The organism is Mycetohabitans sp. B2, assembly GCF_021733735.1.
GTDB classification, from domain to species: domain Bacteria; phylum Pseudomonadota; class Gammaproteobacteria; order Burkholderiales; family Burkholderiaceae; genus Mycetohabitans; species Mycetohabitans rhizoxinica.
On sequence record NZ_JAHKSP010000065.1, the window covers coordinates 1 to 25,388 of the forward strand.

At 60.3% G+C, this 25,388-nt stretch carries 21 protein-coding genes and 2 pseudogenes; 15 read left to right on the forward strand and 8 right to left on the reverse strand.

Annotated features, from left to right (window positions below; translation table 11 throughout):
* Positions 1 to 3,895, forward strand: a 3,895-nt coding sequence (locus KPG66_RS14605; protein ID WP_237071274.1) for a non-ribosomal peptide synthetase, incomplete at its 5' end; no start/stop codon positions are given.
* Between the two features lie 698 nt (positions 3,896 to 4,593).
* On the opposite strand, the gene KPG66_RS14610 is transcribed toward KPG66_RS14605, so the two are convergent.
* Entirely contained in the window at positions 4,594 to 5,757 is a 1,164-nt protein-coding gene (locus tag KPG66_RS14610; protein ID WP_237071275.1) for a glycosyl hydrolase, read from the reverse strand.
* A 389-nt stretch (positions 5,758 to 6,146) separates the two neighbouring features.
* Here KPG66_RS14610 and KPG66_RS14615 point away from each other — a divergent pair, with 389 nt between their 5' ends.
* Positions 6,147 to 6,932, forward strand: coding sequence for a hypothetical protein (locus tag KPG66_RS14615; RefSeq protein WP_237071276.1), 786 nt, complete (start codon positions 6,147 to 6,149; stop codon positions 6,930 to 6,932).
* A 279-nt stretch (positions 6,933 to 7,211) separates the two neighbouring features.
* Here KPG66_RS14615 and KPG66_RS14620 read toward each other — a convergent pair whose 3' ends face one another.
* Both KPG66_RS14620 and KPG66_RS18090 read right to left on the reverse strand, forming a co-directional pair.
* On the reverse strand, positions 7,212 to 7,424 hold the full coding sequence (locus tag KPG66_RS14620; RefSeq protein WP_237071277.1) for a hypothetical protein: 213 nt from the start codon (positions 7,422 to 7,424) through the stop codon (positions 7,212 to 7,214).
* Positions 7,425 to 7,673: 249 nt separating this feature from the next.
* Positions 7,674 to 7,870: pseudogene (locus KPG66_RS18090) on the reverse strand (transposase); the annotation flags it as partial.
* Positions 7,871 to 8,238: 368 nt separating this feature from the next.
* On the opposite strand from KPG66_RS18090, the gene KPG66_RS14625 reads away from it, so the two are divergent.
* Together KPG66_RS14625 and corA are read left to right on the forward strand one after the other, a co-directional pair.
* Positions 8,239 to 8,529 (forward strand): methylglutaconyl-CoA hydratase, encoded by a 291-nt coding sequence (locus KPG66_RS14625; protein ID WP_013428403.1) that lies wholly within the window; start codon positions 8,239 to 8,241, stop codon positions 8,527 to 8,529.
* Positions 8,530 to 8,717: 188 nt separating this feature from the next.
* Positions 8,718 to 9,695: a magnesium/cobalt transporter CorA gene (gene corA, locus KPG66_RS14630; protein ID WP_237071278.1), complete on the forward strand. Its 978-nt coding sequence runs from the start codon at positions 8,718 to 8,720 to the stop codon at positions 9,693 to 9,695.
* A gap of 87 nt (positions 9,696 to 9,782) precedes the next feature.
* On the opposite strand, the gene KPG66_RS14635 is transcribed toward corA, so the two are convergent.
* Together KPG66_RS14635 and KPG66_RS18095 are read right to left on the reverse strand one after the other, a co-directional pair.
* The gene (locus KPG66_RS14635) at positions 9,783 to 10,496 is read right to left on the reverse strand and encodes an MgtC/SapB family protein (protein ID WP_237071279.1); all 714 of its coding nucleotides are present in this window, start codon (positions 10,494 to 10,496) and stop codon (positions 9,783 to 9,785) included.
* A 286-nt stretch (positions 10,497 to 10,782) separates the two neighbouring features.
* Positions 10,783 to 11,139, reverse strand: a complete 357-nt coding sequence (locus KPG66_RS18095) for a sorbitol/mannitol transport ATP-binding protein (protein ID WP_442929452.1) — start codon at positions 11,137 to 11,139, stop codon at positions 10,783 to 10,785.
* Positions 11,140 to 11,640: 501 nt separating this feature from the next.
* Here KPG66_RS18095 and KPG66_RS14645 point away from each other — a divergent pair.
* The 3 genes from KPG66_RS14645 to KPG66_RS14655 are packed head-to-tail and all read left to right on the forward strand — an operon-like array spanning position 11,641 to position 13,877.
* Positions 11,641 to 12,453 carry an ABC transporter substrate-binding protein gene (locus KPG66_RS14645; protein WP_041754953.1) on the forward strand — a complete coding sequence of 271 codons (813 nt, stop codon included), beginning with the start codon at positions 11,641 to 11,643 and terminating at the stop codon, positions 12,451 to 12,453.
* A 3-nt stretch (positions 12,454 to 12,456) separates the two neighbouring features.
* The gene (locus KPG66_RS14650; protein ID WP_013428411.1) at positions 12,457 to 13,185 is read left to right on the forward strand and encodes an amino acid ABC transporter permease; all 729 of its coding nucleotides are present in this window, start codon (positions 12,457 to 12,459) and stop codon (positions 13,183 to 13,185) included.
* Between the two features lie 2 nt (positions 13,186 to 13,187).
* Positions 13,188 to 13,877, forward strand: a complete 690-nt coding sequence (locus KPG66_RS14655) for an amino acid ABC transporter permease (RefSeq protein ID WP_041754670.1) — start codon at positions 13,188 to 13,190, stop codon at positions 13,875 to 13,877.
* 97 nt (positions 13,878 to 13,974) lie between these two features.
* On the opposite strand, the gene KPG66_RS14660 is transcribed toward KPG66_RS14655, so the two are convergent.
* Complete coding sequence (locus KPG66_RS14660; RefSeq protein WP_370645106.1) at positions 13,975 to 14,619, reverse strand: IMPACT family protein; 645 nt, start codon at positions 14,617 to 14,619, stop codon at positions 13,975 to 13,977.
* Positions 14,620 to 14,715: 96 nt separating this feature from the next.
* Here KPG66_RS14660 and KPG66_RS14665 point away from each other — a divergent pair, with 96 nt between their 5' ends.
* A complete protein-coding gene (locus tag KPG66_RS14665) occupies positions 14,716 to 14,988 on the forward strand; it encodes a hypothetical protein (RefSeq protein WP_041754954.1) in 273 nt (90 codons plus the stop codon).
* Positions 14,989 to 15,061: 73 nt separating this feature from the next.
* On the opposite strand, the gene KPG66_RS14670 is transcribed toward KPG66_RS14665, so the two are convergent.
* Complete coding sequence (locus KPG66_RS14670) at positions 15,062 to 15,343, reverse strand: thiosulfate sulfurtransferase (RefSeq protein WP_013428415.1); 282 nt, start codon at positions 15,341 to 15,343, stop codon at positions 15,062 to 15,064.
* A gap of 350 nt (positions 15,344 to 15,693) precedes the next feature.
* Between KPG66_RS14670 and KPG66_RS14675 the strand changes: the two genes are divergently transcribed.
* Together KPG66_RS14675 and KPG66_RS14680 are read left to right on the forward strand one after the other, a co-directional pair.
* The gene (locus tag KPG66_RS14675) at positions 15,694 to 18,153 is read left to right on the forward strand and encodes a hybrid sensor histidine kinase/response regulator (RefSeq protein ID WP_049786509.1); all 2,460 of its coding nucleotides are present in this window, start codon (positions 15,694 to 15,696) and stop codon (positions 18,151 to 18,153) included.
* 168 nt (positions 18,154 to 18,321) lie between these two features.
* Positions 18,322 to 18,645, forward strand: a complete 324-nt coding sequence (locus KPG66_RS14680) for a DUF4148 domain-containing protein (RefSeq protein ID WP_013428417.1) — start codon at positions 18,322 to 18,324, stop codon at positions 18,643 to 18,645.
* On the opposite strand, the gene ligD is transcribed toward KPG66_RS14680, so the two are convergent.
* On the reverse strand, positions 18,639 to 22,169 hold the full coding sequence (gene ligD / locus KPG66_RS14685; RefSeq protein WP_336886365.1) for a DNA ligase D: 3,531 nt from the start codon (positions 22,167 to 22,169) through the stop codon (positions 18,639 to 18,641). The two genes, KPG66_RS14680 and ligD, sit on opposite strands and share 7 nt — an antisense overlap.
* A gap of 453 nt (positions 22,170 to 22,622) precedes the next feature.
* Between ligD and KPG66_RS14695 the strand changes: the two are divergent.
* The 5 genes and pseudogenes from KPG66_RS14695 to KPG66_RS14715 all read left to right on the forward strand — a co-directional run.
* Positions 22,623 to 22,781, forward strand: a pseudogene (locus tag KPG66_RS14695) (multidrug transporter); the annotation flags it as partial.
* 147 nt (positions 22,782 to 22,928) lie between these two features.
* Positions 22,929 to 23,324, forward strand: a complete 396-nt coding sequence (locus tag KPG66_RS14700) for a DUF3597 domain-containing protein (protein WP_013428421.1) — start codon at positions 22,929 to 22,931, stop codon at positions 23,322 to 23,324.
* Between the two features lie 134 nt (positions 23,325 to 23,458).
* Positions 23,459 to 23,920, forward strand: a complete 462-nt coding sequence (locus KPG66_RS14705) for a rubredoxin (protein ID WP_013428422.1) — start codon at positions 23,459 to 23,461, stop codon at positions 23,918 to 23,920.
* 153 nt (positions 23,921 to 24,073) lie between these two features.
* Complete coding sequence (locus KPG66_RS14710; RefSeq protein WP_157864515.1) at positions 24,074 to 24,487, forward strand: DUF4399 domain-containing protein; 414 nt, start codon at positions 24,074 to 24,076, stop codon at positions 24,485 to 24,487.
* Between the two features lie 375 nt (positions 24,488 to 24,862).
* Positions 24,863 to 25,388, forward strand: a 526-nt coding sequence (locus KPG66_RS14715) for a carbamoyltransferase N-terminal domain-containing protein (protein WP_272907104.1), incomplete at its 3' end; no start/stop codon positions are given.

Below are 25,388 nucleotides of genomic sequence, written 5' to 3' on the forward strand. Positions count from 1 at the left end.
GGCGAACATCCAGGACATTTATGCCTTGTCCCCATTGCAGGACGGCATCTTGTTTCATCACCTGCTCGCCAGCGACGGTGACCCGTACTTACTGATCGTGCAGTTGGCTTTTGATAGCCGTGTGCGGCTCGATCAATATCTAAACGCGCTGCAGCAAGTGATCCATCGACATGATATTTTGCGCACCGCATTTGTCTGGCAAGGCTTAACGATTCCCGCCCAAGTAGTGTGGCGTTATGCACCATTGTCGGTCACTGAATTGACTTTGGATCCAGTTAATGGGCCGATTGCCGAACAATTGGCGCGGCGCTTTGACCCTCGCCAACACCGCCTTGATTTGACGCAGGCGCCACTGCTGCACTGTGCGGTGGCGCAAAATACCGACGGCCGCTGGCTATTGGTGCAGCAGCAGCACCATCTGGTCGGAGATCATTCGACGTTAGAAGTGATGCATACGGAGATACAAGCGTTCATCGAGGGTCAAGGTCGGGCCCTGCCAGAGGCTCAGCCGTTCCGCAATCTGGTTGCGCAAGCGAAGCTAGGTGTGAGTGAAGACGAACATGCGCAATTTTTTACTGAGATGCTTGCCGATGTGGAGGAACCGACGCTGCCGTTCGGGCTGGCTAATGTGCATCGTGATGGTGCGCCACCGAGTGAAGCGTACCGGATGTTGCCACAAACGTTGAACGATCGGCTGCGTGCGCTGGCGAAACGCTTGAAGGTGAGCCTGGCCAGTCTGTGTCATCTAGCGTGGGCGCAGGTGCTCGCGCGAGCGAGCGGCCAACCGCGGGTGGTGTTCGGCACGGTGCTGTTCGGGCGGATGCAAGGAGGTAGCGGTGCCGACAGCGCGATGGGGCTGTTTATCAATACATTGCCGCTGCGCGTAGAACTGCCCCGCAGCGTGCAAGACAGCGTGCGAGAGACTCACACGCGGCTCGCTGCGCTGCTCGAACATGAACATGCGTCGCTAGCGCTTGCACAGCGCTATAGTGGTGTTCCGGCGGGCACGCCACTGTTCAGTGCGCTGCTTAATTACAGGCACCATGCAACGCCGTCAGATGCGCCTAACCTGCCTTCCGGGATCGAGCTGCTTGGCGCACAAGAGCGTACCAATTATCCGTTGAGCTTGTCAATTGAAGACGATGGGCAGACGTTGGGGCTCACGGCACAGGTTGCGCAGCCGCTCGATCCCGATCGTGTATGCGGGTATATGCAGCAGACGCTGGCAAGCCTAGCTAAAGCATTGGAGCAGGAGCCTGACACACCGGTGCAGCAGCTAGAGGTGCTGCCCGAGATTGAGCGCCAATTGTTGCTTGAAACGTGGAACGCGACGCAACAGACGTATCCGGCGCACTTATGCGTGCACCAATTGTTCGAAGCGCAGGCCGAGCGCACGCCCGAGGCGACGGCACTAGTCTATGAGGACCAGACGCTGAGCTACGCTGAGTTGAATGCGCGCGCGAATCGCTGGGCGCATGAACTGATCAAACTGGGGGTGAAGCCCGATGCGCGGGTGGCGATCTGCTTGGAACGGAGTCCTGCGATGGTCGTCGGGCTGTTGGCGATATTAAAGGCGGGCGGGGCGTATGTGCCGCTGGACCCGACGTATGCAGGCGAGCGGCTTGCGCATATCGTGCAGGATGCGGCACCGGACATTGTGCTGGCCGATGCGGCGGGCCGGGCGGCACTGGGTGACGCAGCCTTGGCCGATCGCACGGTGCTCGATCCGAACAGGCTGCCGGATCGGGCGGAGACGAATCCGTCGGTACCGAGTCTAACGCCCCGTCATCTGGCGTATGTGATCTATACGTCGGGTTCGACCGGTATGCCCAAGGGGGTGATGGTCGAGCACGCGCAGGTGGTGCGGCTGTTTGAGGCGACACAACCTTGGTATCACTTCGACGAGAACGATATCTGGTGCCTGTTTCACTCGTTTGCCTTTGACTTTTCCGTGTGGGAAATTTGGGGCGCATTGCGTCATGGCGGCAAGCTCATCATCGTTCCCTATCAGATGGCTCGTTCACCGCAAGACTTCCACCGATTAGTCTGTGAACAGGGCGTCACGGTATTGAATCAAACCCCAAGTGCGTTCAAAGCATGGATTGCCAGCCAAGCGCAAAGCCCCTTAAGGGATCAGCTGCGCTATGTGATTTTTGGTGGAGAAGCGCTGGAGCCCTCCATCTTGCAAGCATGGTATGCGACACGCACAGAGCGGGGCCCGCAACTGGTGAACATGTATGGGATTACCGAGACGAGCGTGCATGTGACGTACCGGCCGCTTCGGCCTGAAGATAGTACGCAAGGGGGCAGTCCGATTGGCGTGCGCATTCCTGATCTGAAGCTCTATTTGCTCGACGCCTATCAGCAGCCGGTGCCATTAGGTGCAGTCGGTGAGTTGTATATTGGTGGAGCAGGAGTGGCGCGTGGCTACTTGAATCGTCCCGAGCTGACGGCCGAGCGCTTCGTGAGCGATCCATTCTCGGCCGAGCCCGATGCGCGCATGTATAAGACGGGGGATTTGGCGCGGTATTTACCGGATGGCAATTTGGAGTTCCTGGGCCGCAATGACCATCAAGTCAAGATTCGCGGCTTTCGTATTGAACTGGGCGAGATTGAAGCGTGCCTGGCCAGGCATGTGCAGGTGCACGACGCGGTGGTGCTGGCGAGGGGCGAAGGGCAAGCTAAGCGTCTGGTCGCGTATGTGGTGGCCGAGCCCGATGACGCGTTAGCGGGCAACTTGCGCACGCATGTGTCAGCTGCGTTGCCTGAGTATATGGTGCCCAGCGCGTTCATACGATTGGATGCATTGCCACTGACGCCCAATGGCAAACTAGACCGGCGTGCGCTGCCAGCGCCCGATGCCGAAGCGTTTGCGCATCAAGCGTATGAAGCGCCGCAGGGCGAGCTCGAGGCCACGCTGGCCAAGATTTGGGCCGAGCTGCTCGGTGTGGAGAAAATTAGCCGACACGACAGCTTCTTTGCGCTCGGTGGCCATTCGCTGCTTGCGGTACAAATGATCAGCCGGAGCCGCACCACTTTGGGTATCTCCATTCCGATGCCCGTCCTGTTTGAAGCGCCGACCCTTGCCGCGCTGGTGCAGCGTGTATCCGCACAAGACAACGTGCAGGACGAGTCCTTTGCTGTTGTGCTGCCGATTCAACCGCGCGGCGTCCGCCCCCCGCTTTTCTGCGTCCATCCAGTGACTGGGCTAAGTTGGCACTATCGAGGCCTGGCGGACCATTTGGAGGCAAATCAACCTCTCTATGGCTTGCAAGCGCGTGGGCTTGACGGTGTCTCGTCGCCTGCTTTCACGATCGAGGCGATGGCGATGGACTATATTCAGCAAATCCGCCGTATTCAGCCACACGGACCTTACTGTTTGCTAGGTTGGTCATTTGGCGGAAAAGTGGTCCATAGCATGGCAACGCAGCTTGAACAACAGGGCGAGCGGGTCGCGTTGCTAGCGGTGCTCGATGCGACGCCAGATCATGTGCAACAGGATAACGAGCCAGAAATCACCGAAGACGATTTTTATCATCTGTTTGTACGCCACGCTGTAGGTAGTCTGTCGGAAGCCGGCCACTATTTGTGGGAGAAAACCCGTGCAGTGCTGCAAAATAATGTGCAGCTTGTTCAATGTTTTTCACCACGTATTTACAGTGGCGATATGTTGTTTTTCAGGGCGACAATGGCACAAGATGCATTGACTCAACCCATCTCACCGAAGGTATGGCAGCCTTACGTAATGGGTAATATCGAGGTTCACGACATTGCCTGCCAACATTACGACATGGCGTTGCCCGTGCCTACTGCACAGATTGGTCGCATTCTGCGCCAGAAGCTGAATGCGCTACACGGAGATCAAGAAATCGACAATAAAAAAACTCTAATCTAATTCATTAGATCGCCCTGAAAAGAGAGCACTTCACTCCAGAAGCTGACGTTACCTGTTGACCTCTCAGCTGCTGGGGTAACTGTTTGTCGTCGCCAAATGACATTTGTCATCACCCAATTTATTGAAAAATAAGTTTTTTTCATGCTGTCATTTTTTCATAAAGGGACGATAATCCCACCACCGATGGCATTCGGTCTGCGAGCCGCTGAGTAATGAACCGAATATGAAAGGTGCTTCCCGAACTAGCCATTTATTTCATATTGGATGTGAGACAGTGCAATGTGAGATGATTTTTGCATTGTTGTGCGCATCGGCAACGTGTACATGATGATGTCAGGTCGCACTTAATTGAGCGATGTCAAGTGCATTGTTTCGCGGCAGCTTATTTTTAAAAGCAGGGAGGCATGAGTCCGGTGGCGTACCGGGCTCAGTTCGCGCAGGCATAGCTGTTACACCGTCCAACTGCGTGGGGTTACTTCACAGCACTGTCTGCGCTCGGGCTGTGCGGCGTTGATGGCGCGCGACACAAGACGGAAGGCTTTCGGCAAATGTTTGTCGCCGACGCGTTCTGTTCTCGTAGCGAAAGCGCCGAACCTGCGTTTGCAGCGTGACGCGACGGCCAGTGCACGGTGAGTCTTCAATACATCGTCGGAACCATCCGTGTATCCGAGAACTTGTCGCTCCACAAGCCGCGCGCCCTACGGCATCGCGTGCGTCGCAATGAACCGCTTGATTACATCATAGCGATGCTTGCGGACGATACCGTCGCCGCCCAACAAGCCGTAGTTTCCGTCGCCACCGTACGCCTCATCGTCAAGCAATTCATACAACGTAACGTTCTGAATATTGTACTGCTTAGCATACTGGATTAAGCCGCCGAGCGCATTGGGCCCAACCAGGTAGGCTGCCGATGCCTGTTCGCTCGCGCCCGGTCGGACACCTAGTTCGGTGATCCAGATTGGCTCGCGGTACGTCTCGTGCAAGCGCCTGAGCACGTTGACGCCTCGCGCGGCGGTGATGTCCCCCATGTCCGAATACCAATGCCATGCGGTGATGTCCCACTTCGGGATCCGGTGCCCTCGGGAGCCGTCGGGTTGCGTGCCGGTGTACAGCATGTCCAGGAAACCGAAATGTAGCCACCCTAGCGGGCACATCACGATCGTGGCGGAGGGGTTGGCGCGCTTTATCCCGTCAATCATGCCGAGAATCGAGCCACGAGCCTTTTGAAAAGAGGCATTATCATAGTCGTCCGGATGGCTGCCCTGTCCGCGGCGAATGCTGACATTCTCATACTCGTTACCCACCTGGTAATACTGGACGACGCCCTTGAGCGTCGTAGCGACCATCATCCCTAGTTTTAACCCGTCGCGGTAGGCTGCGTCCTCGTTGGCGTAGGAATTCAGATCGGCGGTCAGCGCAGCAAAGACGCCGATGCATTGTTTCTTTGCCTGTTTAGCAATTCGAAGAACCTTTTGTGTGCTGGCGTAATCGAAAACATCGTGCCCGTACATCGTCATACCCAGTTCCTTGATATGACGGAGTTGCTGTTCGTAACTCATCTTGTCGTACACGCCTCCTTGCCCGACGTGACCGCTAATGCCGTAGAAGACCCCCTTGGTGCCATTGCCGCACGGGATCGTGGGTGGCACAGTTGGAGCCGGCGTGTCCGTTGACCTACCGGACTTCACAGCGGTGCTGGCCACGGCCGATGGGATGGCCGCTACTATCACGTCGCCTGCCTTCAAAACAGGCGAGTGAGATGCGACGTCCCCGTCGGTCTGATCGCTGAAGGCCGTTTGTAGTGCCGCGCCGGTCAACGTCACAATCGCGATTCCCGCAAACAAGTAAGAATAACGTGTCATTCGATGCCCTTCGGTACGCGCATCAGACATGCTACTGTGCGCAGACCTCGGACCGATGTGCGCGAAACCACAAAACGCCAGGAGTGGGCTGCTGGCACGGCAATGATCAGGTGGGTGCGCTTGCGCGATTGGCATTCAGCGGGAATAGAAGCGGTTTGTCCCCGCCCACGGCCCTAAAGCGGCTGGCCCGATGTTGCGGGCGCAAGCAATCGTGTCCGACGTGAGCGCACTCTCGCTCGAGTTGCGCCACGCGAGTGCGATGGGTGCCTAAGCGAACCGACCGACGCTCACGCTTGTGAGCCGTTTTTTTGCGTTTAATGGACGGTCCGGCGAATCGCGAAGTGCATGCGTATGGCTTGACATGACATCGCATCTGACAATTGAAGTCGTTGACACTTACTTATTGTGGTGAACACATCGAATTTGAGTCAGGTCTTTTCATGCGTATTCCGACCCGTTCTGTGGGCCCATCTAACGAGCAGCGTGATGCCGAGCCCGGTACGACTGAAGAAAAAGCGGCGCCAAGCACCTGCTCTCGCCCCCGCGTGCTTAGTCCTTTACTGGCAGTGCTCAAACACCGTGACAGCAAAGCCATTCAGTCGCTAGCCGGAACCGGCCATTCAGCGCCGGCACTCAGGCGCAGCCGGCCGCCGTCGCCAGTAGAGATCAACCACGCCCGCAAGCTTATCCACCGTCAAAATAACAACTGGACACTCGCACAAGTATCTGTGTACGGGCAAATGCATAACTTGCAGCCCCTGGAAAAATACCTCGATAGCAATGGCAACCCGACAACTGCCGGCAAGTCGGTATTGGACGCCCAGAAAAAGCGAAGCGAATACATCGCCAAACTAAAAAAATTTAGGAAACCAGCCGTTTCGTTGAAAAAATTGACTCGCGGTCTGTCTACCCAAATTTATAGCGAACTAGCGAAGAGCGTCACGACTGCAAGGGACTATGAGTCTAGCGTGAACCCCTTTGCTTTGATTGAGCATGATTCGCCACAGTTCGTGATGCCATCGGCTATATTGCGGCCGATGGCACGGCCGACGTACAAAGAAAGCGAAGGGAGTCATCCAGAGAAGTTGCCCACCTACGAAGAAGCTGTGTCTCCCAAGCCGGCTGAACCTACGATCGGAACCAATCGCTTGCCGCGTAGCTCCTCGCTCCGGTGACAGCGTCTACTTGCTGCGTTCCATAGTAGGTTGGCCCTCGTACATCGATTAGCAAGATGTGTGATGACTGCTATGGCTGGGGACCGGGAAGAGCCGGTTCCGGCCGCGTAATCTGGAAGCGGCTCCACGGCGCTATGGGTAACTTCGGATGCCGGTGAATCGCAATTAGGCGGTAGACTGATTGTCATCGTAGAAACCGGCCTGGCTGGGCGGTCAAGCCGCCCAAGCTTATGTAAGCGACGCCCATGTCGATCACACGGTCGGCCGGTTCCCTCGGAGTTATGCTTGCTGCGTGTCGGGGTGAGCCGCGTGGTAGGTATCGATCATCTCCTTGACCTTGGCTCCAACCGGCCCGCCGTGGTCGATGCACCTATCGAAAAACTGGCTTAGTTTTTCGAGATCTTTTTCTTGATCCGCCGACATAGTTTTTGGATCTAGCGACTGTAGTTTGTCAATCTGATCCATAAAACCGCTGCCAATGGTAGAAACCATAATGCTCTCCTTGAAGTAGATGAGTGCTGGGCTGGCTTTGGGTCACCGAGCAGCACAACGATGCCATGCTGAACTGCGTGGAGCCCGGTGATCACGAAGTAGCACGTTGCGACACGAACTCAGGCTCGCGCCGTTGCGTAGGCATTGGCATCAAACTGGAGTTGACCCAGTAACGCAGGACACCTGGACACTACCAGGTAAGTGACTCAGCCGTTCGCCGGGCTTCTGGAGGTGAGCGGTATCTCAACGCTCTTGATACTGCTTGCGCCATGTGAACACCTGATTCTCATTCATACCATGCCATCGTGCATCTCCCGAGCCCGTCTCTTCGGGGGGCAGACGTCGCCTACACGATGGCCAATTTTTTCCACAGAACGCCAGCGACGGTGCTCCGGCTCACTTAGCATTACAACGCTTTCCTGATGCCTAGGCTTGAAGCCAGTCACCGAACTGACCTCTATTTTAGGAGGTAGCGGAGTCCTGAGATTCAGATTTAGGGAGCTATTCCACGATACTCGCAGTCTTGATGGAGGAGAAAGGAGCTAGGATTGTCCGGCAGAGCATTGGTCTGTCGATTTGACAGTGAAATCATATTGCATCCTACTTGACAACAGACATTGTCAAGCGTAACAAAGCTGTGATCCAGGCGTTTGTCGAGCATATAGACTCAGGGCCGGCGCTCACGCGGCGGTGCGCGAGCGCCGCGTGCCCAACGCGCTGATAGTACGCTACTACGCCGAACGCGCCAGTGCCGGATTGATTTTGTCTGAGGCGACATCGGTGCTGCCGCACGCGTACTGCGACGGCGCACGCAATGCGAAGGAGGCTGTTCGGTTTGTTCTACTCGACGCCTGCCGTGCCATTGTCGTCCAATGTGCTGGGCAAGGCGGCGTTTGAGAGGCTTGTGACCGGTGATTTTATCGATGCGGTGACCGTACACCCACGAGGGCTGGTCAACCGGGCCGCCGGGCCCGTGCAACTAGATAACACGTTACGCGAGCTGGCCCAGCGCATCTGCGCGAAGCCGGCACACGTGGTAGCGCTCGGCAAGGATCTGTTTTATCGGCAGGCCGAGATGGGCGTTGACGCCTCCTTAACTGGCTGAGCAGACGATGGCACGCAACATGATAGATGGCGCCGCGCTGGACGGCGTTCAGGCGTTCATCGACAAACGCGCCCCGCAACGTTGACGGGTCTCTCGGGCGCGGGGGCGGCGCTCGCGTCGCATCGGGGGCCTCGCCGTCTTGCGCCAACTGGCTTATTCTTCGGCGGTTGCAAAAAGTGGAGGTACCGATGCTGATCAACTGCGCTGCATACCACGATGGTCGCAAGATGGGCGACATCCCGGTGAGTGACATTAGCGAATATGTCGCGAAACCGGACTGTTTTGTCTGGGTGGCGCTGAAAGACCCGAATCCCGAGGAATTGGCGCAGATGGCACACGAGTTCGGCTTGCACGAGCTTGCAGTCGAGGATGCACGCCACGGTCATCAGCGGCCGAAGATCGAAGAGTATGGCGCGTCGCTGTTCGCCGTGTTGCACACGGTTGAGCAAACGTCAGACAAAGAATTAGAAGTCGGCGAGGTAGCGGTTTTTGCCGGTGCGAATTATGTGTTGACCGTTCGTGCCGGCAGCAAGCAGGGCTTCCAGGATGTGCGTGCCCGTTGCGAGCGCGACGCGCATTTGCTGCGGCACGGCTCGGCCTTCGTGCTGTACGCACTGATCGACAGCGTGGTGGACCGCTATTTTCCCGTCGTCGAGGCGTTGATCGATGAGTCGGAGATCGTCGAGGACCGGATTTTCGAGAATAAGGGCACCGCGGCCTCGCGTGACGTGGTCGAGGACCTGTATTCGCTTAAGCGCCGTTTCGTGCGGCTGCATCACCACGTCGCGCCTTTGCTGGAGGCGGTGGGAAAATTGCAGGGTGGCCGCGTCCCGACGCTGTGCGCCGGCATGGAGGCGTATTTCCGGGATGTCTATGATCATCTGGTGCGCATCGACAAGCTGATCGAAGGCCGCCGCGAGATGATCTCGACTGCGATTCAGGTGAACCTGGGCATGATTTCGCTGGCTGAAAGCGAGACGACTAAGCGGCTCGGCGCGTTCGGCGCGCTGTTCGCCAGTCCGACGATGATCGCGGGGATCTACGGGATGAATTTTCAGAGCATACCGGAGTTGCACTGGCAGTATGGTTATCCGGCGTGCCTAGCGGTCATGCTGGCGATCGATGCGGTATTGTGGTGGCGGTTTAGGAAGGCGGGTTGGCTTTGACCCGGCAGCGTGGGCCGATGGGACGTCCCGGCCTTAGGGCGGTCCGCGCCGCTGCGGCTGCCGCCAGGAACCGATCCGCGCTGCGGGCTATGACGGAGCGACCTCACGCACATGGCGCACACCCTGCATCTGCTCGAGCCGGCGCACAATGGTCGCGAATTCCGGATCAGTGACCCGCGAGAACGCGATCGTCACATCATCGATGCCGCTGCCGTCTTCCTGTTGCTGTACGATGAAGCGCTTGATGCGCGCGCTGCTCGGGCCAAGCACCTCGGACAAGGTGTCAATCGACAACGCACCGCGGCTGGCGACGAGCCGCACCTCGCGGCGGAGCTTCGCAGCAATGAAGCGTCGCTCGAGCGGCTTCACACCGACTAAGATCACCAGGATGATCGCCGTCGCGGCGCTGGCCGCGACGTATAGTCCACCGCCCACGGCGAGCCCGACGCCAGCCACGGTCCACAGGCTCGCCGCGGTCGTCAGCCCCCGGATGACTTCCCCGCGCAGCAGGATTGAGCCGGCACCAAGAAACCCGATGCCAGACACTACCTGGGCCGCGACCCGCGACGGATCCAGCACCACGCCTTCCTTGCCTTGCACCTGTGTGAAGCCATAGGTTGACACGATCATGATCAGGGCGGAGCCGACGCAGACCAGCATGTGAGTGCGTAGTCCGGCTGCCCACTGCAGCCGTTCCCGCTCGATGCCGATCACGCTGCCGAGCGCCGCCGCCATCAGCAGCCGCCCGACCAACTCCAGGTTGCTGACCAGGTCAGCCATTCCAATTAGAGTCCAGTTCATTGCACGTTTCCGGTGTTGGACCGCGCCGGCGCGAGGCGCCGACGCAGCAGCCAAAATGCAAGGTTACTGGAAATCTTGACATTCGCCGATAGCGAGGCTGAACGCGCGCAATGGCGCAGCACCGGTTGTATCGGATCGTCAAGGCGCTGTCGAGGCAGGCGGACGCCGTGTTCATTGGCATCGGTCACGTGGGGCCGCATGCCCGCTGCACGGAGGCGGTTTCGTGTCGGACGCCGAACTCGACGAAATAATCAAGCAGGGCGCTGTTGCAAAGATATTGGGATGGTCAATCGATGCGCGAGGCCGGATGCATGCGGCCGGCGTATCGACATGTCAATTGGGCGCCGCGCCACCAGCTTACCGCTCGACTCGCCGCCGCAACGCCCGACGATTGCCTTCGTCGGCGTATCGCACGCGCGTTACGCGGCGGCCAGCGTCGCCGCCATTTTTGCTCGAAGGCTCGGCCTTGCGCGTCGAACAGCGGGCAATGGTCGAGGTCGGCGCCGAGCATGACGGCCGCGCCTTTCGCATGGCGCTCCAATGGTAGAATACGCGCGATCAGTTCGTCGTTGGCCAACGGCGACTTGGCGTACAGATAGGCGGCGTTGGCCAGCGGCTCGACCGTCATCGTGCGGGCGGACATGCCATACGCCCGCGTGATCAGCGACAGAGGCTCGGGGCAGTTGCCGATCGTAACCTCTGCCGATCGTCGCCTCGTCGCCGGTTCGTGCACCCCGGATGCGACGGACGCTTTTTACGTCTCGCTCGACCATAGAATACCAGCGCGCCGTCGGCATCGAGCGGTGCGATGCGCCAGGCGATAAAGCCGATGCACTGCGCCGGGGCGACGTCAAGCGAGCGGGCGGCCGCCCCAGCTAGACATCCGGGGTCGGCTTCGGCATAGCGCCCTGATCGGCATAGAACAGCCTGCGCCAAGGTGCAGCGCGAAGCCGGTGCGCGGCCATGTGGCGCGCATGCTGCACTGCCACACGGCATGGCCGGAAACCCGCGCGGGCATTATTCCGAGGCGTTCTATGCTGTGCAGCATTTATTGGTTTGAGAATCGTCCTGTCGATGCTATGGTAAGCCACCTTGCGTCACTGATTTGGTGCACGCGCCGCTCAATCATGAAGGTCCACAAGATATGAAATCGACAGTGCTCTCCACGCTGCTGGCCGGCTTGCTGATCGTCGCGGCCGGCGTTGCCCACGCTGACCGGCTCGACGACATCAAGAAGGCGGGCGTGTTACGGGTGGCGACGTTTGACAGCAATCCGCCATTTGGTTTTGTCGACGCGAAGACGCATCACATCGTCGGCTTGGACGTTGATTATGCCAAGGCCTTGGCCGATAAGCTCGGCGTGAAACTGGAGTTGCAGCCGACCAATCCAGCGAATCGGATTCCGTTCCTTACGTCCAGGAAGGTCGATCTCGTGCTGGCAAACTTTACGATCACTGAGGAGCGCGCCAAGCAAGTAGACTTTAGTATTCCATATTTCGCTTCCGGCCAGCAGTTCCTCGCCAAGAAGGGCGTGCTTAAGTCGGCCGAGCAGCTCAACGGTTTGCGGATCGGCGCGGACAAAGGCACTATCAACGAAATCACGCTGCGCGAGAAATTCCCGCAGGCCACCATCGTCGCATACGACGACACGCCGTTCGCGTTCGCCGCGCTTCGGGCCGGCAACGTGCAGGCGATCACGCAGGACGGTCCAAAGCTGGTCGGCCTGCTTGCCAACGTGCCCGACAAGCAGAACTACGAAATCCCAGCCTTCACGATTTCCAACGACTATATGGGCGTGGGTATCCCAAAGGGCGAGACGCGGCTGGTCGCGTTCGTCAACGATACGTTGCGCGGGCTGGAGAAGGGTGGCATGGCTGAGCAGATCTACAATCGCTGGTTTGGCCCGCGCACGAGCACGCCGCTGCCGCGCCTGTTTAAGATCGGCGACAAGGTCTGAGCCGTGCCGCAGGAGTGGATTCTGGAGCCGAAGTACGTCGGCTGGCTGCTGCAGGGTTTTGGTGTCACGTTGGCGCTGGCCGCGACGGTGATCGTCACCGCCACTGTGAGCGGCTTCGCGCTGGCGATGGCGCATAGCGCCGACGCGCGGCTGGTGCGTCGCGTCGCCGCGGCCTACGTGCTGGTGTTTCGCAATTCGCCGTTGCTAGTACAACTGATGTTCTGGTATTTCGGCGCGGCGACATTGCTGCCCGATGGGTTGATGCAGTGGCTGAACGCGCCTCATGCGTTCCAGGTCGGCGCATTGTCGCTGCGTTGGCCGCCGTTCGAATTCGTCGCCGGTTGGATCGGGTTGACGTTCTACTCGTGCGCGTTCGTCGGCGAGGAGTTTCGCGCCGGCCTGCGGGGCGTGTCCGGCGGACAACGCCAGGCCGCCGCCGCGCTCGGGCTCACGCGCTGGCAGGCGTTCCGCCATGTCGTGCTGCCGCAGGCGGCCCGCAACGCGATGCCGCCGTTATTCGGCCAGTACATGAATATCGTGAAGAACTCGTCGTTGACGATGGCGATCGGCTTAGCTGAGCTCTCGTATGCGTCTCGCCAAGTCGAGACCGAGACGTTCAAGACGTTTGCCGCATTCGGCGTGGCGACGGCGCTGTATATTGGCACGATCGCGGTGATCGAGGCGCTTGCGCACGTGGTGCAGCGGCGTCACCCGGCTGCCCGCGCGGGGTGACGATGGACGTCTCGATCCTGTTGGACAATCTGCCGTATTTGCTGGTCGGCACGTTCCCGAACGGGCCGCTTGGCGGTGTGGCGTTGACGCTAGTGCTCGCGCTGACGTCGGCCTTTGTCTCCGGTGTGCTCGGGCTCGCCGCCGGCATCGCATTGGCGTTGACGCGCGGCGCCGTTCATACGGTGCTGCTCGCCGTGATCGGGTTCTTCCGCGCGATTCCCGTGCTAATGCTGATGTTCTGGACATATTTTCTGTTGCCCGTTGTGCTGCATATCGATGCGCCCGGTCAACTGACCGTTGTCTGTGCGCTGTCGCTGATCGGCGGCGCCTACCTGTCGCATGCGGTGTATGCGGGCATCCGCGCGGTGGGCGCCGCTCAACTGCAGGCCGGGCTGTCGCTGGGTTTCACGCGGATGCAGGCGCTGCGCTTTGTGGTGCTGCCGCAGGCGTTGCGGATCATGGCACCGTCGTTCATCAACCAGTGGGTGTCGCTGATCAAGGACACGTCACTGGCGTACATCGTTGGTGTGCCGGAACTGTCGTTGCTCGCCACGCAGGTCAACAACCGGTTGATGGTCTATCCGGCTCAGATTTTCGCGCTGGTCGCCTTCATCTATGTACTAATCTGTACCGCATTCGATGCGATTGCGTCGCGGCTGGTCGCCGTGACGACGCCGCGGCCGTTACACTGATTACGGCGCAACGGCGCAACGGCGCAACGGCGCAACGGCGCAACGGCGCAACGGCGCAACGGCGCAAAATGCGATGAGCGAATGAGGTAAGCGCGCTTTAGTGCGGCGCGAATGCGGCACGCCCATGGGTCAGGTCGCGCAATGCCTGCTGGGCAGCGCCCAGTGCATCCTGCGGCAGCACGATGGTCAGCGTGACACGCATCCCATGCTGGCTGGCGGTGAGCACATGGCCCTGCTGCGCGATCCAGTGTCGGATACGTGCCTCATCCGCATAGTCGGCGTCAATGGTCAAAGTTCTCTGGGCGATGCGTTCGATGCGCTGTGCGTGCTGTAGCGCTGTTGCAACCGCGTCCGTGTACGCGCGCATGAGTCCACCTGCACCAAGCTTGATGCCGCCGTAGTAGCGCACCACCGTCGCGAGCACGCCGTCCAGGTCGTGATGGCGCAGCACCTCCAGCATCGGGCGGCCTGCGGTGCCGGACGGCTCGCCGTCGTCGGACATGCCGGACTGGCCGCCGGCGAGTAGTGCCCAGCAAACGTGCGTCGCATTCGGGTGGACGGTGCGCAGACGATGGACTTCGGCCATCGCGGTATCGCGGTTTTCGACCGGCACGACGGCGCTGACAAAGCGGCTTTTGCGAATATCCTGTTCCGCGTGGACGGCAGCGGCGAGCGTGTAGGTTGGCAATTGACAGGACTTCCGGAGTCGGGCTAGGTTCGCCAGCAGCCGTGCCGGCGACATTGCGGCCGGCTGCCGTTCGGCTATCATACCCGATGAGTTCCACGAAGGCGGCAGCCACCGGCGCACTCGCTCGCGCCGGTGGCTGCCGAAGAGTTCATGATTCGAAAGACGTTGACCGCGACGCGGCTACAGCAGGAGTTCGAGCGCCGACTTCACCGGCTTGATCACATCGCCGACGACGGCGTGAAGATCCGCGTGCCGCGGCCGCGCATGCAACCGCCCGACGCATCCGGATGCAACTGGACGCTTGGACACTTCAGCAACGCGGCCGGCTACAAGAAAGACATTGCCGCGGTGCTGGCGGCGATGCGGGCGGAGTACAATCTGGCGGGCGAGGTGGTGCGTCCGGACGACCCGTTCGGCACGTAGCTTCCCGCTGTCGCGCCCTGCACGCCGGAGCGCGTCGGACGGTGTGCGACGGCACACTGTATGCCGGCGGCGCTTAGATCACGAAGAAGCTGTGCGTGCCGTCGCGCTCCAGTTGCGCAACGAGGGCATATTCCCAGTCCAAGTGCGCGTGCGTTGTGCTGTGCAGGTTATTGGTGCCTTGATCAGAACACCGGTAGCGGTCGATTCGCGGTGACGCGGTGCGCACTTTGCCGGTCTCGATGGCAAGACCCGCGTCGTTCCATGCCGCTGTGCCGCCCGTGAGCACCGAAGCCGGCTTGCCGGTCAGCGCGGCGACTTCGGGCGCCGCATAGGGCGCCAGCGCATTGATTTGCATACCGCAATGACTCGCGTGGACGCGTTCGGTGCCAATACACGCGCGCAGTATGCGTTCGCTGTCTGGCGCGCTTAGTCCCTGTGGGGGTGCATTGTTTGATATTTATGGTTACTGCTTGCCAATAAAACAAGTGAGACGGCGGATTTTTTAAAGCGCTGCCCTGCAACCTACTGTAAGCGGGCGCAAGGGCGCCACGCTGGGATAGAATGAGTTAGATCGACTGCTGGCTGTCGCGCGATGGGCCACGCGCTGGCCGCGTGCAGGGCGGTGCGCGTGATGCCGTGTTGCGCGGTTTCGATGTACGATTTGCCACGCTGTAATCGAGCTTATTGCGAAGAGCCCCTGTGCCGATGACCAACCGCGGACCTGCCCTCAACAGCCTGACGTCCGTCTGGCCGATGTTGTGGGTCGAAACGATTGCCGACTATGCGATATTCGCGTTGTCACCGGATGGCCGCATATTGAGCTGGAATGCCGGTGGCGAGCGTATTTACGGATATACCCGCGAGCAAGCCCTGGAGCGCATGCTCGATGACTTGTATCCGGACCAGGAGTGCCGGGCCGGCGCGCCCGCGGCCGCGCTGCGCACGGCGGCGCGCGACGGCCGTTACGAGAGCGAGGGATGGCGCGTGCGCTGCGACGGTACGACGTTCTGGGGCAGCGTCGTAATGACGCCGCTGCATGGCGCGCACGGCCAGCTACTCGGCTTCGGCAAGATCGTGCGCGACATGAGCGACAAGAAGAAAGTGCACGATGTGGCGATGGAGAGCGAGCGGCGCTTCCGGCTACTCGTTCAGGGCGTGACTGACTATGCGATCTTCATGCTGTCGCCACAGGGCATTGTCACGAACTGGAACCAGGGCGCGCGACGCATCAAGGGCTACCAGGCCGAGGAGATCATCGGCTCGCATTTTTCCCGTTTCTACACGCCGCAAGAGGCTGCCGCCGGGGTGCCGCAACGCGGCCTCGAAGTGGCGGCGCGCGAAGGTCGATGGGAGTCGGAAGGCTGGCGCGTGCGGCGCGACGGCTCACGTTTTTGGGCGCATGTGGTGCTCGATGCCATCCGCGACGATGACGGCGAGTTGATCGGCTTTGCCAAGATCACGCGCGATATCACTGAGCGGCGTGAGGCAGCCCAGGCGCTGGAGGAAACCCGCACCGCGCTGTTCCAGTCGCAGAAAATGGAGGCGATCGGCAAGTTGACCGGTGGTGTCGCGCATGACTTCAACAATGTGCTGCAGGTACTGCGTGGCAACCTCGAGTTGCTCGAGAATCGCCATGGCGACGATGCGTGGAGCCGTGAGCGGCTCGGCAAGGCCATCGACGCGGTGAACCGCGGAGCCAAGCTAGCCGCGCAATTGCTAGCGCTGGGCCGTCAGCAGCCGCTCAAGCCCCAGGTCGTCAACCTCAGCGGTGTGCTGCACCGCATGGACGACTTGCTGCGACGCGTGCTTGGCGAGACGATCCATATCGAGACAACGGTGGCCGACGGACTCTGGAACACACTCGTAGACAGCCATCAACTCGAAAACGTGCTCCTGAATCTGGCCATCAACGCCCGTGATGCGATGCCCGATGGAGGCCGGCTGGTGCTGACGCTGGCCAATGCGGTGCTCGGCCCGCAACCGGTGGCCGGCATTCCGGATTTGCGCCCTGGTGAGTATGTGACGTTGGCGGTCACCGATACCGGCACCGGCATGCCGCCCAGCGTGATCGAGCGGGCGTTTGATCCATTTTTCACCACTAAGCCGGAAGGGCAGGGCACAGGGCTGGGCTTGAGCATGGCGTACGGCTTCGTGAAGCAAAGCGGCGGGCATATTCTGATCCGTAGCGAGCCGGGACGGGGCACGACCGTGCGCATCTACCTGCCGCGCTCCACGGCGCCGGCCGATACGGTGCGGGTGCTGCCGAGTGCGGCGCCGCAGGGCGGCCACGAGACGATCCTCGTGGTCGAGGACGACCAGGCCGTGCAGGCCACCGTGGCCGAGACGTTGATGGGACTCGGCTACCGGGTGCTGCGCGCGGACAACGCAGATCAGGCACTGGCATTGATCCGCAGCGGCGTGCATGTTGACGTACTGCTTTCGGATGTGGTGATGCCGGGTTCGATCCGCAGCCTCGAGCTTGCGCGCGTTGCGTTGCGCTTGCGGCCGCGGTTGAAGATCGTGTTCACGTCCGGCTACACCAAGGATGCGATCGAGGACAACGCGCGGCTGAACAACAGCGTCGAACTGCTGCGCAAGCCATACAGCCGTGAGCAGTTGGCGGCGCGTTTGCGCGCCGTGCTCGGCGATCACGACGTGTCCGTTGCCACCGGCCGGGCACGCTCGCCGGTGCCGGCTTCAAGCAATGCGGCTGTCGCGCCACGCCGCGCTCCGCAGCCCGCGAAACGCATTGACCAGCCGTTGCAGGGGGTGGCCAGTGCGCACCAGTCCCCGGCGCTGGACGACCCAGCCGCGCGTGCCAATCGCTTGCGCATCCTGCTGGTCGACGACAACGCGGCAGCGACCGAGGCGGTGCGGGAAATCCTGTCGATGCAGGGGCACGTGACAATCGCGGCGGGCACGGCGGAGGAGGCGCTGGACGCGATTCGGCGCGACCGGTTCGACGTATTGCTCACTGATATCATGCTGCCTGGCATGTCGGGGATCGAATTGGCCCAACGCTCGGTCGACGTGCAGCGCAGTCTGCGCGTGATCTTCACCTCTGGCAATGATGTTCCGTGCGACTGCGATCTGGGTTTCGCTTGGGAAGCGTTGCGCAAACCGTACACTGCGGAGCAGCTGTGTGCGGTACTGGGGCGGCCGTGATCTTCGCGGGCCACGCGCGGTGACGTTACTAGCCATACTATTGTTATATAAAATGTAATAGTGTATGGCTGAACTAGCGGTTTTTTCTGTCCGATGGCCTTTCTAGACTTCAGTTGTGGGCCCGAGCAGCAGGCTTGGTGCCTTAAAAACAAGTCTGGAGGTTAAATCATGAAGTCCATCGTCTATGCAGCCATTGCTGCTTCAATTGTTGCCACCCCGCTTGCCTCGTTTGCGCAACAGAAAGGCCCGTTGACGCGGGAGCAAGTGCGCGCGGAATTGGTTCAACTTGAAAAGGCTGGTTATAGCCCGGAGTCGGCCGATCCCTATTATCCGGATAACATTCACGCCGCGCAGGCACGCGTCGATGCTCAACAGAGTATCGCGTACACCAGCGCTGGCTCGTCGATGAGCGGCTCCGTGCAATCCGGCGCAGGCCGAGACAATGCGGCAAGGCCTGCGAACTCAGTGAACTCGGTCTATTTCGGTCATTGAGCGGCACCGCGGATCAAGCGAATCGCTTCCTTCATGCCGATTCGCTCGCGCATCTGCGCGGTGATCGTCTGCCGGACGCGAGCGTAGCCGTGCCACGGATCGGTATCCTGTTCGGCGAGACGGTGGTGAAGGTTGGCGATCGTCCATTGATTGGCGCTCTTCAGTGACGTGAGTTCGTCACGCCGGATTGGAACCGAAACGGGCAACTGCGCTCGGGCGCGGACCGCGTACGGCGCGATCGTCGTCGCGCCTTGGCCGTTGCGTAGATAGTCGATAAAAATACGACCGACCCGGTTCCTCGGGCCGGATACCGCCGAGAATCGGTCCGGCAGCTGTCGCGCCATATGCTGGACAAGCGCTTGTGTGAACCCTTTCACGTCTGCCCATCCCTGCGACGGCGTCAACGGCACCACCAGGTGAATCCCCTTGCCGCCGCTGGTTTTCAGGAATGATTTCAGGCCGAGTTCGTCCAGCACGGCCAGTGTGAGTTGTGTTGCCTCGATCATTCGTTTCCACGGTAGCGCCGGGTCCGGATCGAGGTCTAATACAAAACGGTCGGGCTGGTCGAGCCGCTCGGTGGTCGCGTTCCATGTATGCAACTCGATGGCGCCCATCTGTGCTGCCCCGACGAGCGCTTGCGCGCTGTCGATCGTCATCACAGGCTGGCCCGCGCAGGCCTTGTCCAACATGTGGATATGGGGAATCGGCAGCTTGCCGGCGTCCTTCTGAAAGAACAACTCGCCCGTGATGCCGTCCGGCGCGCGCACCAGCGCCACGGGGCGCGATTTTAGATGCGGCAGTATTCGCGACGCGATCGATGTGTAGTATTCCGCGAGTTCGCGCTTGGTCGTCGCGCTGGCCGAATCGATGATGCGCTGCGGATGCGTAATCCGGACGCCGCGGACCGTCTCCGTCTCGGCGCGTGCGTCGGGTGGCGCATCGGCCGGTGGACCGGCCCGCGCGCGGCCACGACGTGCGGGCGCTGCCGCAATGGCGTCAGCCGGCACTGCGTGTTCTGGTCCGATGTTGCTGGCTGGTTTATCGGTGCGCAATCCGCGAAAGACGGCATGACGGATGATGCCCTCGCGCGTCATCTCTGCGTAGGCCACCTCGGCAAGCAATTCAGGTCGGGTCCAGTGCACGCCCGTTGCCTCGCGTCTACTCGGCGGGTTGTCCAACGCGGCATGTCTCGTGCGCAGCGGGTCTAGCCGCCCGAGCACAGATTGCAACGTCGCTTCACTGAATCCGGCGCCGACTTTGCCCGCGTATCGCAGTGCGCCGGTATCGGGATCGTGTAGGCCGAGCAGCAATGCGCCGAATGCCTGCCGGCTGCCTCTCGGCTCGGTGTAGCCGACCACGACGAACTCCTGCCGGTGCTTGCATTTAAGTTTGATCCAGTCGGTGGTGCGGCGCGACGCGTACAGGCTGCCAGCTTGCTTGCCGATCACGCCCTCGAGTTGGATCTCACATGCGCTGTCGAGCATCGACTCCGGTGACTCATCGAAATCACGCGACAGCCGCAGCACGTCGCCTTCATGGTGCTCGAGCAGCGCAGTCAGCGTGGCACGGCGCGGCTCTAGCGGCACGTTGCGCAGGTCCATGCCATTCAAGTAAGGCACGTCGAACAAGTAATAGACAATCCCGTTGCTGCGCCGCGCATCGAACGCGTTTTGCAATGACTGGAAGTTGGGCAGTCCTGCTTTGTCGAGGACCACCACTTCGCCGTCCAGCCATGCCGAGTCGAGTCCCAGGCGGCTCAGCGCTTCTGCCTGGCGCGGCATCTTCGAGGTCCAGTCGTTGCCGTTGCGGGTGAACAGTTTGACCTCATCGCCGTCGATCCGCGCCAGGATTCGATAGCCATCAAACTTAATTTCATACCGCCAGTGGCCGGCCGGAGCGGCGTCCACCAGCGTCGCGAGCGCCGGTTTGAGCGATTCGGGCAGCGGCGCGGCGCGTGCACCGTCCAGCGCGGGCCAGTGGGACCTACGCCGGTTCTGTGTCGTGACGGGCTTGCGCAGCGGGGCTTGCGCCGACGCGTCGTTTGCCGTTTCAGGTTGCCGCTTGCGCGCCGCCTGACGCGTCGCGAGTTGTCGGGCCGATGTCGTGGGCCGCAGGGTGCGGTCACTGAGCACGCTGTCCGGTAGCGCTTGTACGATATCGTACTCGGATTCGGAGCGCGCATCGTTGTCGTCCGATTTGATCAGCAGCCATTGTTCTTGCTTGCCTTTCAGCCGGGTGCGCACGAGATGCCAGCGGCCGGCGAGCTTTTCGCCGTCAAGGCGAAAGGTCAGCCGGCCTTTTCGGTAGGCCTCGGCGGGATCGCCGTCTGGCACCCAGACGCCGCGGTCCCATACGATCACGTCGCCCGCGCCATAGTGGCCTTCTGGAATATGACCTTCGAACGCCGCATAGTCGAGTGGGTGATCCTCCACATGGATCGCGATGCGCTTGACATGCGGGTCCAGACTAGGCCCCTTTGGGACCGCCCAGCTTTTCAACGTGCCATCCAACTCGAGGCGGAAGTCGTAGTGCAACTGCGTTGCGTCGTGCTTCTGCACGCAAAACTGCAATGCATGATTGGCCCGTCCCCGCCGTGCTGGGGACTTGCCTGTTTGCATCGGCGGCTCTGGGGTGGTGTCGAAGTCGCGCTTACGCGTGTATTCATCCAGTGCCTTGCGCATCCTAGTCTCCGTTCGTGCGTTGGGCCTGTGTGTTGCGCTTGGGGTGTGCCGGCCCGCCGTCCGCGTCCCTATCCCATCGCAGTTCAATCCAGGCCGGTGCATGGTCGCTCGCTTGTGACTGGCCGCGCCCCATATGTCTACCTCCGCGGCGGTCAACGCCGGCGCAAGCGCGCGGTTGAGTAGCAGATGTTCGATTCGCAGCCCGGAGTGGGTCTGCCAGTGTTGCCGGAAGTCATCCCAGAACGTGTAGTTCCGCTTATCAGGATGCAACACGCGCCGCGCGTCGGTCCAGCCTTGCGCGAGCAGTTGCGCATATCGTTGCCGGCTCTGCGGCTGTAGCAACGCATCCTTCAGCCACGAGCGGGGGTTGTAAATATCCTCGTCAGTCAGCACCACGTTATAGTTACCTGCTAGCACGACGGGCCGGCTGTCGTTGACCATCGTCGCCGCGTGCTCGATCAGCTTGTCAAACCAGGCGAGCTTGTAATCGAACTTCGGGCCGGGCTGCGGATTGTCGTTCGGCAAGTATAACGACGCGATTAGCAAGCCAGCGACGCTGACTTCCAGGTACCGGTTATGCGTGTCGGTCTCGAAGCCGGGCAGCGCCCGTCGCACAGCACGTGGCTGCTCGCCACGCGCCAGAATCGTGACCCCGCTCCACGCTGCCTGGCCGCGCCAGAGCGCGCCGTAGCCGGCCCGCTCCAGGTCGCTTGCCGGAAAGCGCTCGTCGGGTGTCTTCAGTTCCTGCAGGCAGACCACGTCAGGCCCCTCGTGCTCGAGCCATTCCAGCAGTTGGCCGAGTCGCGCCCGCAGGCCGTTAATGTTAAAGATAGCGATTTCCAATGGCCGGATGCTTCGATGGTGCACTTGCTCGCTGGGACAGCAAGCTTCATGCCGACGCTTCGCTGCCGGGCGCCGCGGCGGCGCGTCACAGCGCGCGGTGGCAAGCCCTGATAGGGGGAAAGACTTCGGCTCCCCCGGGGAGCGCCGTGCCGCTGGGACTCAGTCAGGCCCTTCGTTAACTGTCATTTGCTCCAGTGGCGGCGAGGCTGGCATCCGACCTACTGCGACGGCAGGCTGTCCGCGCGCCATGCGCTTAGCGTGCCGCTTGTTGCACAACAGGCGGTCCACAATCTCGATGCCGATGCCGATGCCGATGCCGATGCCGATGCCGATGCCGATGCCGATGCCGATGCCGATGCCAATGCCAATGCCAATGCCAATGCCGATGCCAATGCCGATGCCAATGCCAATGCCAATGCCAATGCCAATGCCAATGCCAATGCGGATTGCGGGCGCCTGATCGAGCGGTGCTATCGCAGTGGAGTGGCAACTTACCTCGAACGGCTCGATGCACAGCGCAGCGGCTACGAATCCGTGCAGGAGCTGATGCGGCTGAAGCAAGGATGGCTGACCAACGTAGTAACGCTGTATTGGGCATTGGATGGCGGTTAGACGATATTCATTGTCGATCGCGTAGCCGCCGGCCATTGAGAATATCCAATATAAATGGCGGAATCGTGGTTATGGCGTCTCATAGCATAGAAGAGCGCCGTTGCGACTGCCGTTGCCGCTCGGTGTTTCAAGTCTGCGGAGGAAGCGATGACGATCTTTGGTGATATTGTGAGCAAGCTGCTGCGTAGCGCGAGGCCGGACGCGTGCATCGTTTCGCCGGAACCCGCGCCGGATCCAGCAGCGGCTACGGTATCGACCGACGCGCCGTTTCCGGCGCCAACACCGCTGAGTGGCGTTGATGTCGCCGCCGTGCTGGATGCCCGGGTGCGCAAAAGTGGGCGTGCGCTGGATTGGCGTCGATCGTTGACCGACCTGTTGGCCGCGTTGGATGTCGACGACGGCCTTGCGCAGCGCAGCCGGCTTGCCGGCGAATTGGGCTGCAATGGCCCGATTGACGACCCGGCGACAATCGAGCGGCTGCATGACAAGTTGATGCATGCGCTGGCCGCCAATGGCGGGAAAGTTCCTCCACCGTTCCATTGAGCGGCGCGGTGTTGCCGATCCCGAAATCGATTGACAACGCTAATGACACAATCTAACTGGACGTTGCCGATAAAATATCGGCTTCGCGCTGGCGGCTAGGGCGTCGCGCTTTCCTCCTTGTCACGATTTTCTGTATGTATAAGAAAGGCGCTGTTGTCGAGATTCAATTCACCGCCCACCGGCTCAACGACCATGCAGGGGAGCCTTACTGGATCGACCTGGGCCCGGACGAGGCGGTGACGCTGTATCGGCAATTGCACGCCAGGTTTGCTAATGCAACGCCGCAAGCTCAACCGCTTATCGTATCGCTGGACGCACCGGCAGCCGGACACGACCCAGCGCGTGACACACCACGTCAGGCTGACCTCGCTGCAGGGCTTGATACCGCCGCCGCGGTCCAGCCGGCTTCGGTGGAGCCTGATGTGGTCGCGTTCCGGCAATGGGTTTGCGTGATCTGCGGCTGGGTCTATGACGAGGCGTACGGCGCGCCGGACGACGGAATCCCGCCAGGGACCCGCTGGGAGGATGTGCCTGCCGATTGGCGGTGCCCGCTTTGCGATGTTGGCAAGGCGGACTTCGCGATGATCGAGTTCTGACCGGTATCAATCAGTGTCATGATTCACCGGCATGCGTCGGGGAGGTCCGGCAGGCTTGCATGGCATACTTTGCACAGCGCGGCTGAAGCCGATCGTGGCCGATCGGCGCGGTCGCATCCCTTGTTGGTTTCTTGTCACGAGGAGCAATTCGTCATGATCTGTGCCTTTGCGAAGTCGCTGTGCCGTACTACGACGCTATTGTCAGCGCTGTTTGCGGGCTGTGTCACCGCGCATGCCGCCGACGTGAGCTTTGTTGAGCCGAAGGATGGTGCACAGGTTAGCAATCCTATCCATCTGAAGTTCGCAGTGGACGGGATGAAGGTGGCGCCGGCCGGCGACATGACCCCAGGAACGGGCCACCATCACTTGCTGGTCGACGGTCAAGCGCTGCCCAGCGGTGAGGTTGTACCAGTCAATGATCATTCGATTCACTACGGCAAGGGCCAGACGGAAACGGACGTCACGCTGACGCCCGGCGACCATACGCTGACGATGCAGTTCGCCGACGGCGCGCATCGCTCGTATGGGCCCGAAATGAGCCAGACGATCAAGGTTCACGTCAAGTAGCCCACTGCCGCCCATTCGTCACCCGCTCGATCATGTGGCACGGCACAATGTTCGCGTCCTTTCATTGACATCGGGTGCGCGATTCCAATACGGTTGCATCATGCCGGATTTTTCTACCTTTGAATGGTCCAGTTTTTTGGGTCAGCCTCACGACGACTGCCGGGCGCCATATCGAAATGCAGGTACTCGAAGCATCTACCGTTTCGTTTGGCACGGGAATAAGCAAGTCCAAGGAGGCCGAGCGGATAATTCTATTGTTGCACGTTGCTTGCGTCCTTTTTAGTGCAATTTTGGCGGTTTTGAAAAAGAAATAATGTTTGGTTAGTTCACGATTTAAGCCTATAGTGGTTTATATTATGAATGAGCCACGCTAATATGAAAATCCTTGGTATCAATTCCGCCTATCATGAATCCTCCGCGTCGATTGTCATCGACGGCAAGATCGTAGCGGCAGTCGAAGAAGAGCGATTCACCCGAATCAAGCATGCGAAAGAAGCTTGTGTAAGTGGCCCGGCTGAGCTACCGAAAAACAGCATACAGTTTTGCCTTTCCCATGCAGGATTAAAAGCCACGGATTTGGATGGCATCGCCTACTCGTTTGATCCCGCCCTCAGAAAGCGTGAATTCAAACTCGATTCGCTCAGCCTACCGGGTGATTGGGGAAGTGCGCAGGGAGAGGGCATTTTTCTTGCCAAGCTCCAGCAAGTTCCCGGTGCAATCGATGCGCTACTAGACCATCAGTTTGGCAGCAAATTAGCCTTTGTTCCGCATCATATCGCTCATGCCGCTTCGACTTTCTATCCGTCTGGATTCGATCAGGCTGCGATCCTTGTCGTCGATGGGATCGGCGAATCAGGCTGTACTTTGCTGGCGCGTGGGGACGGCAATAAAATAACGACAC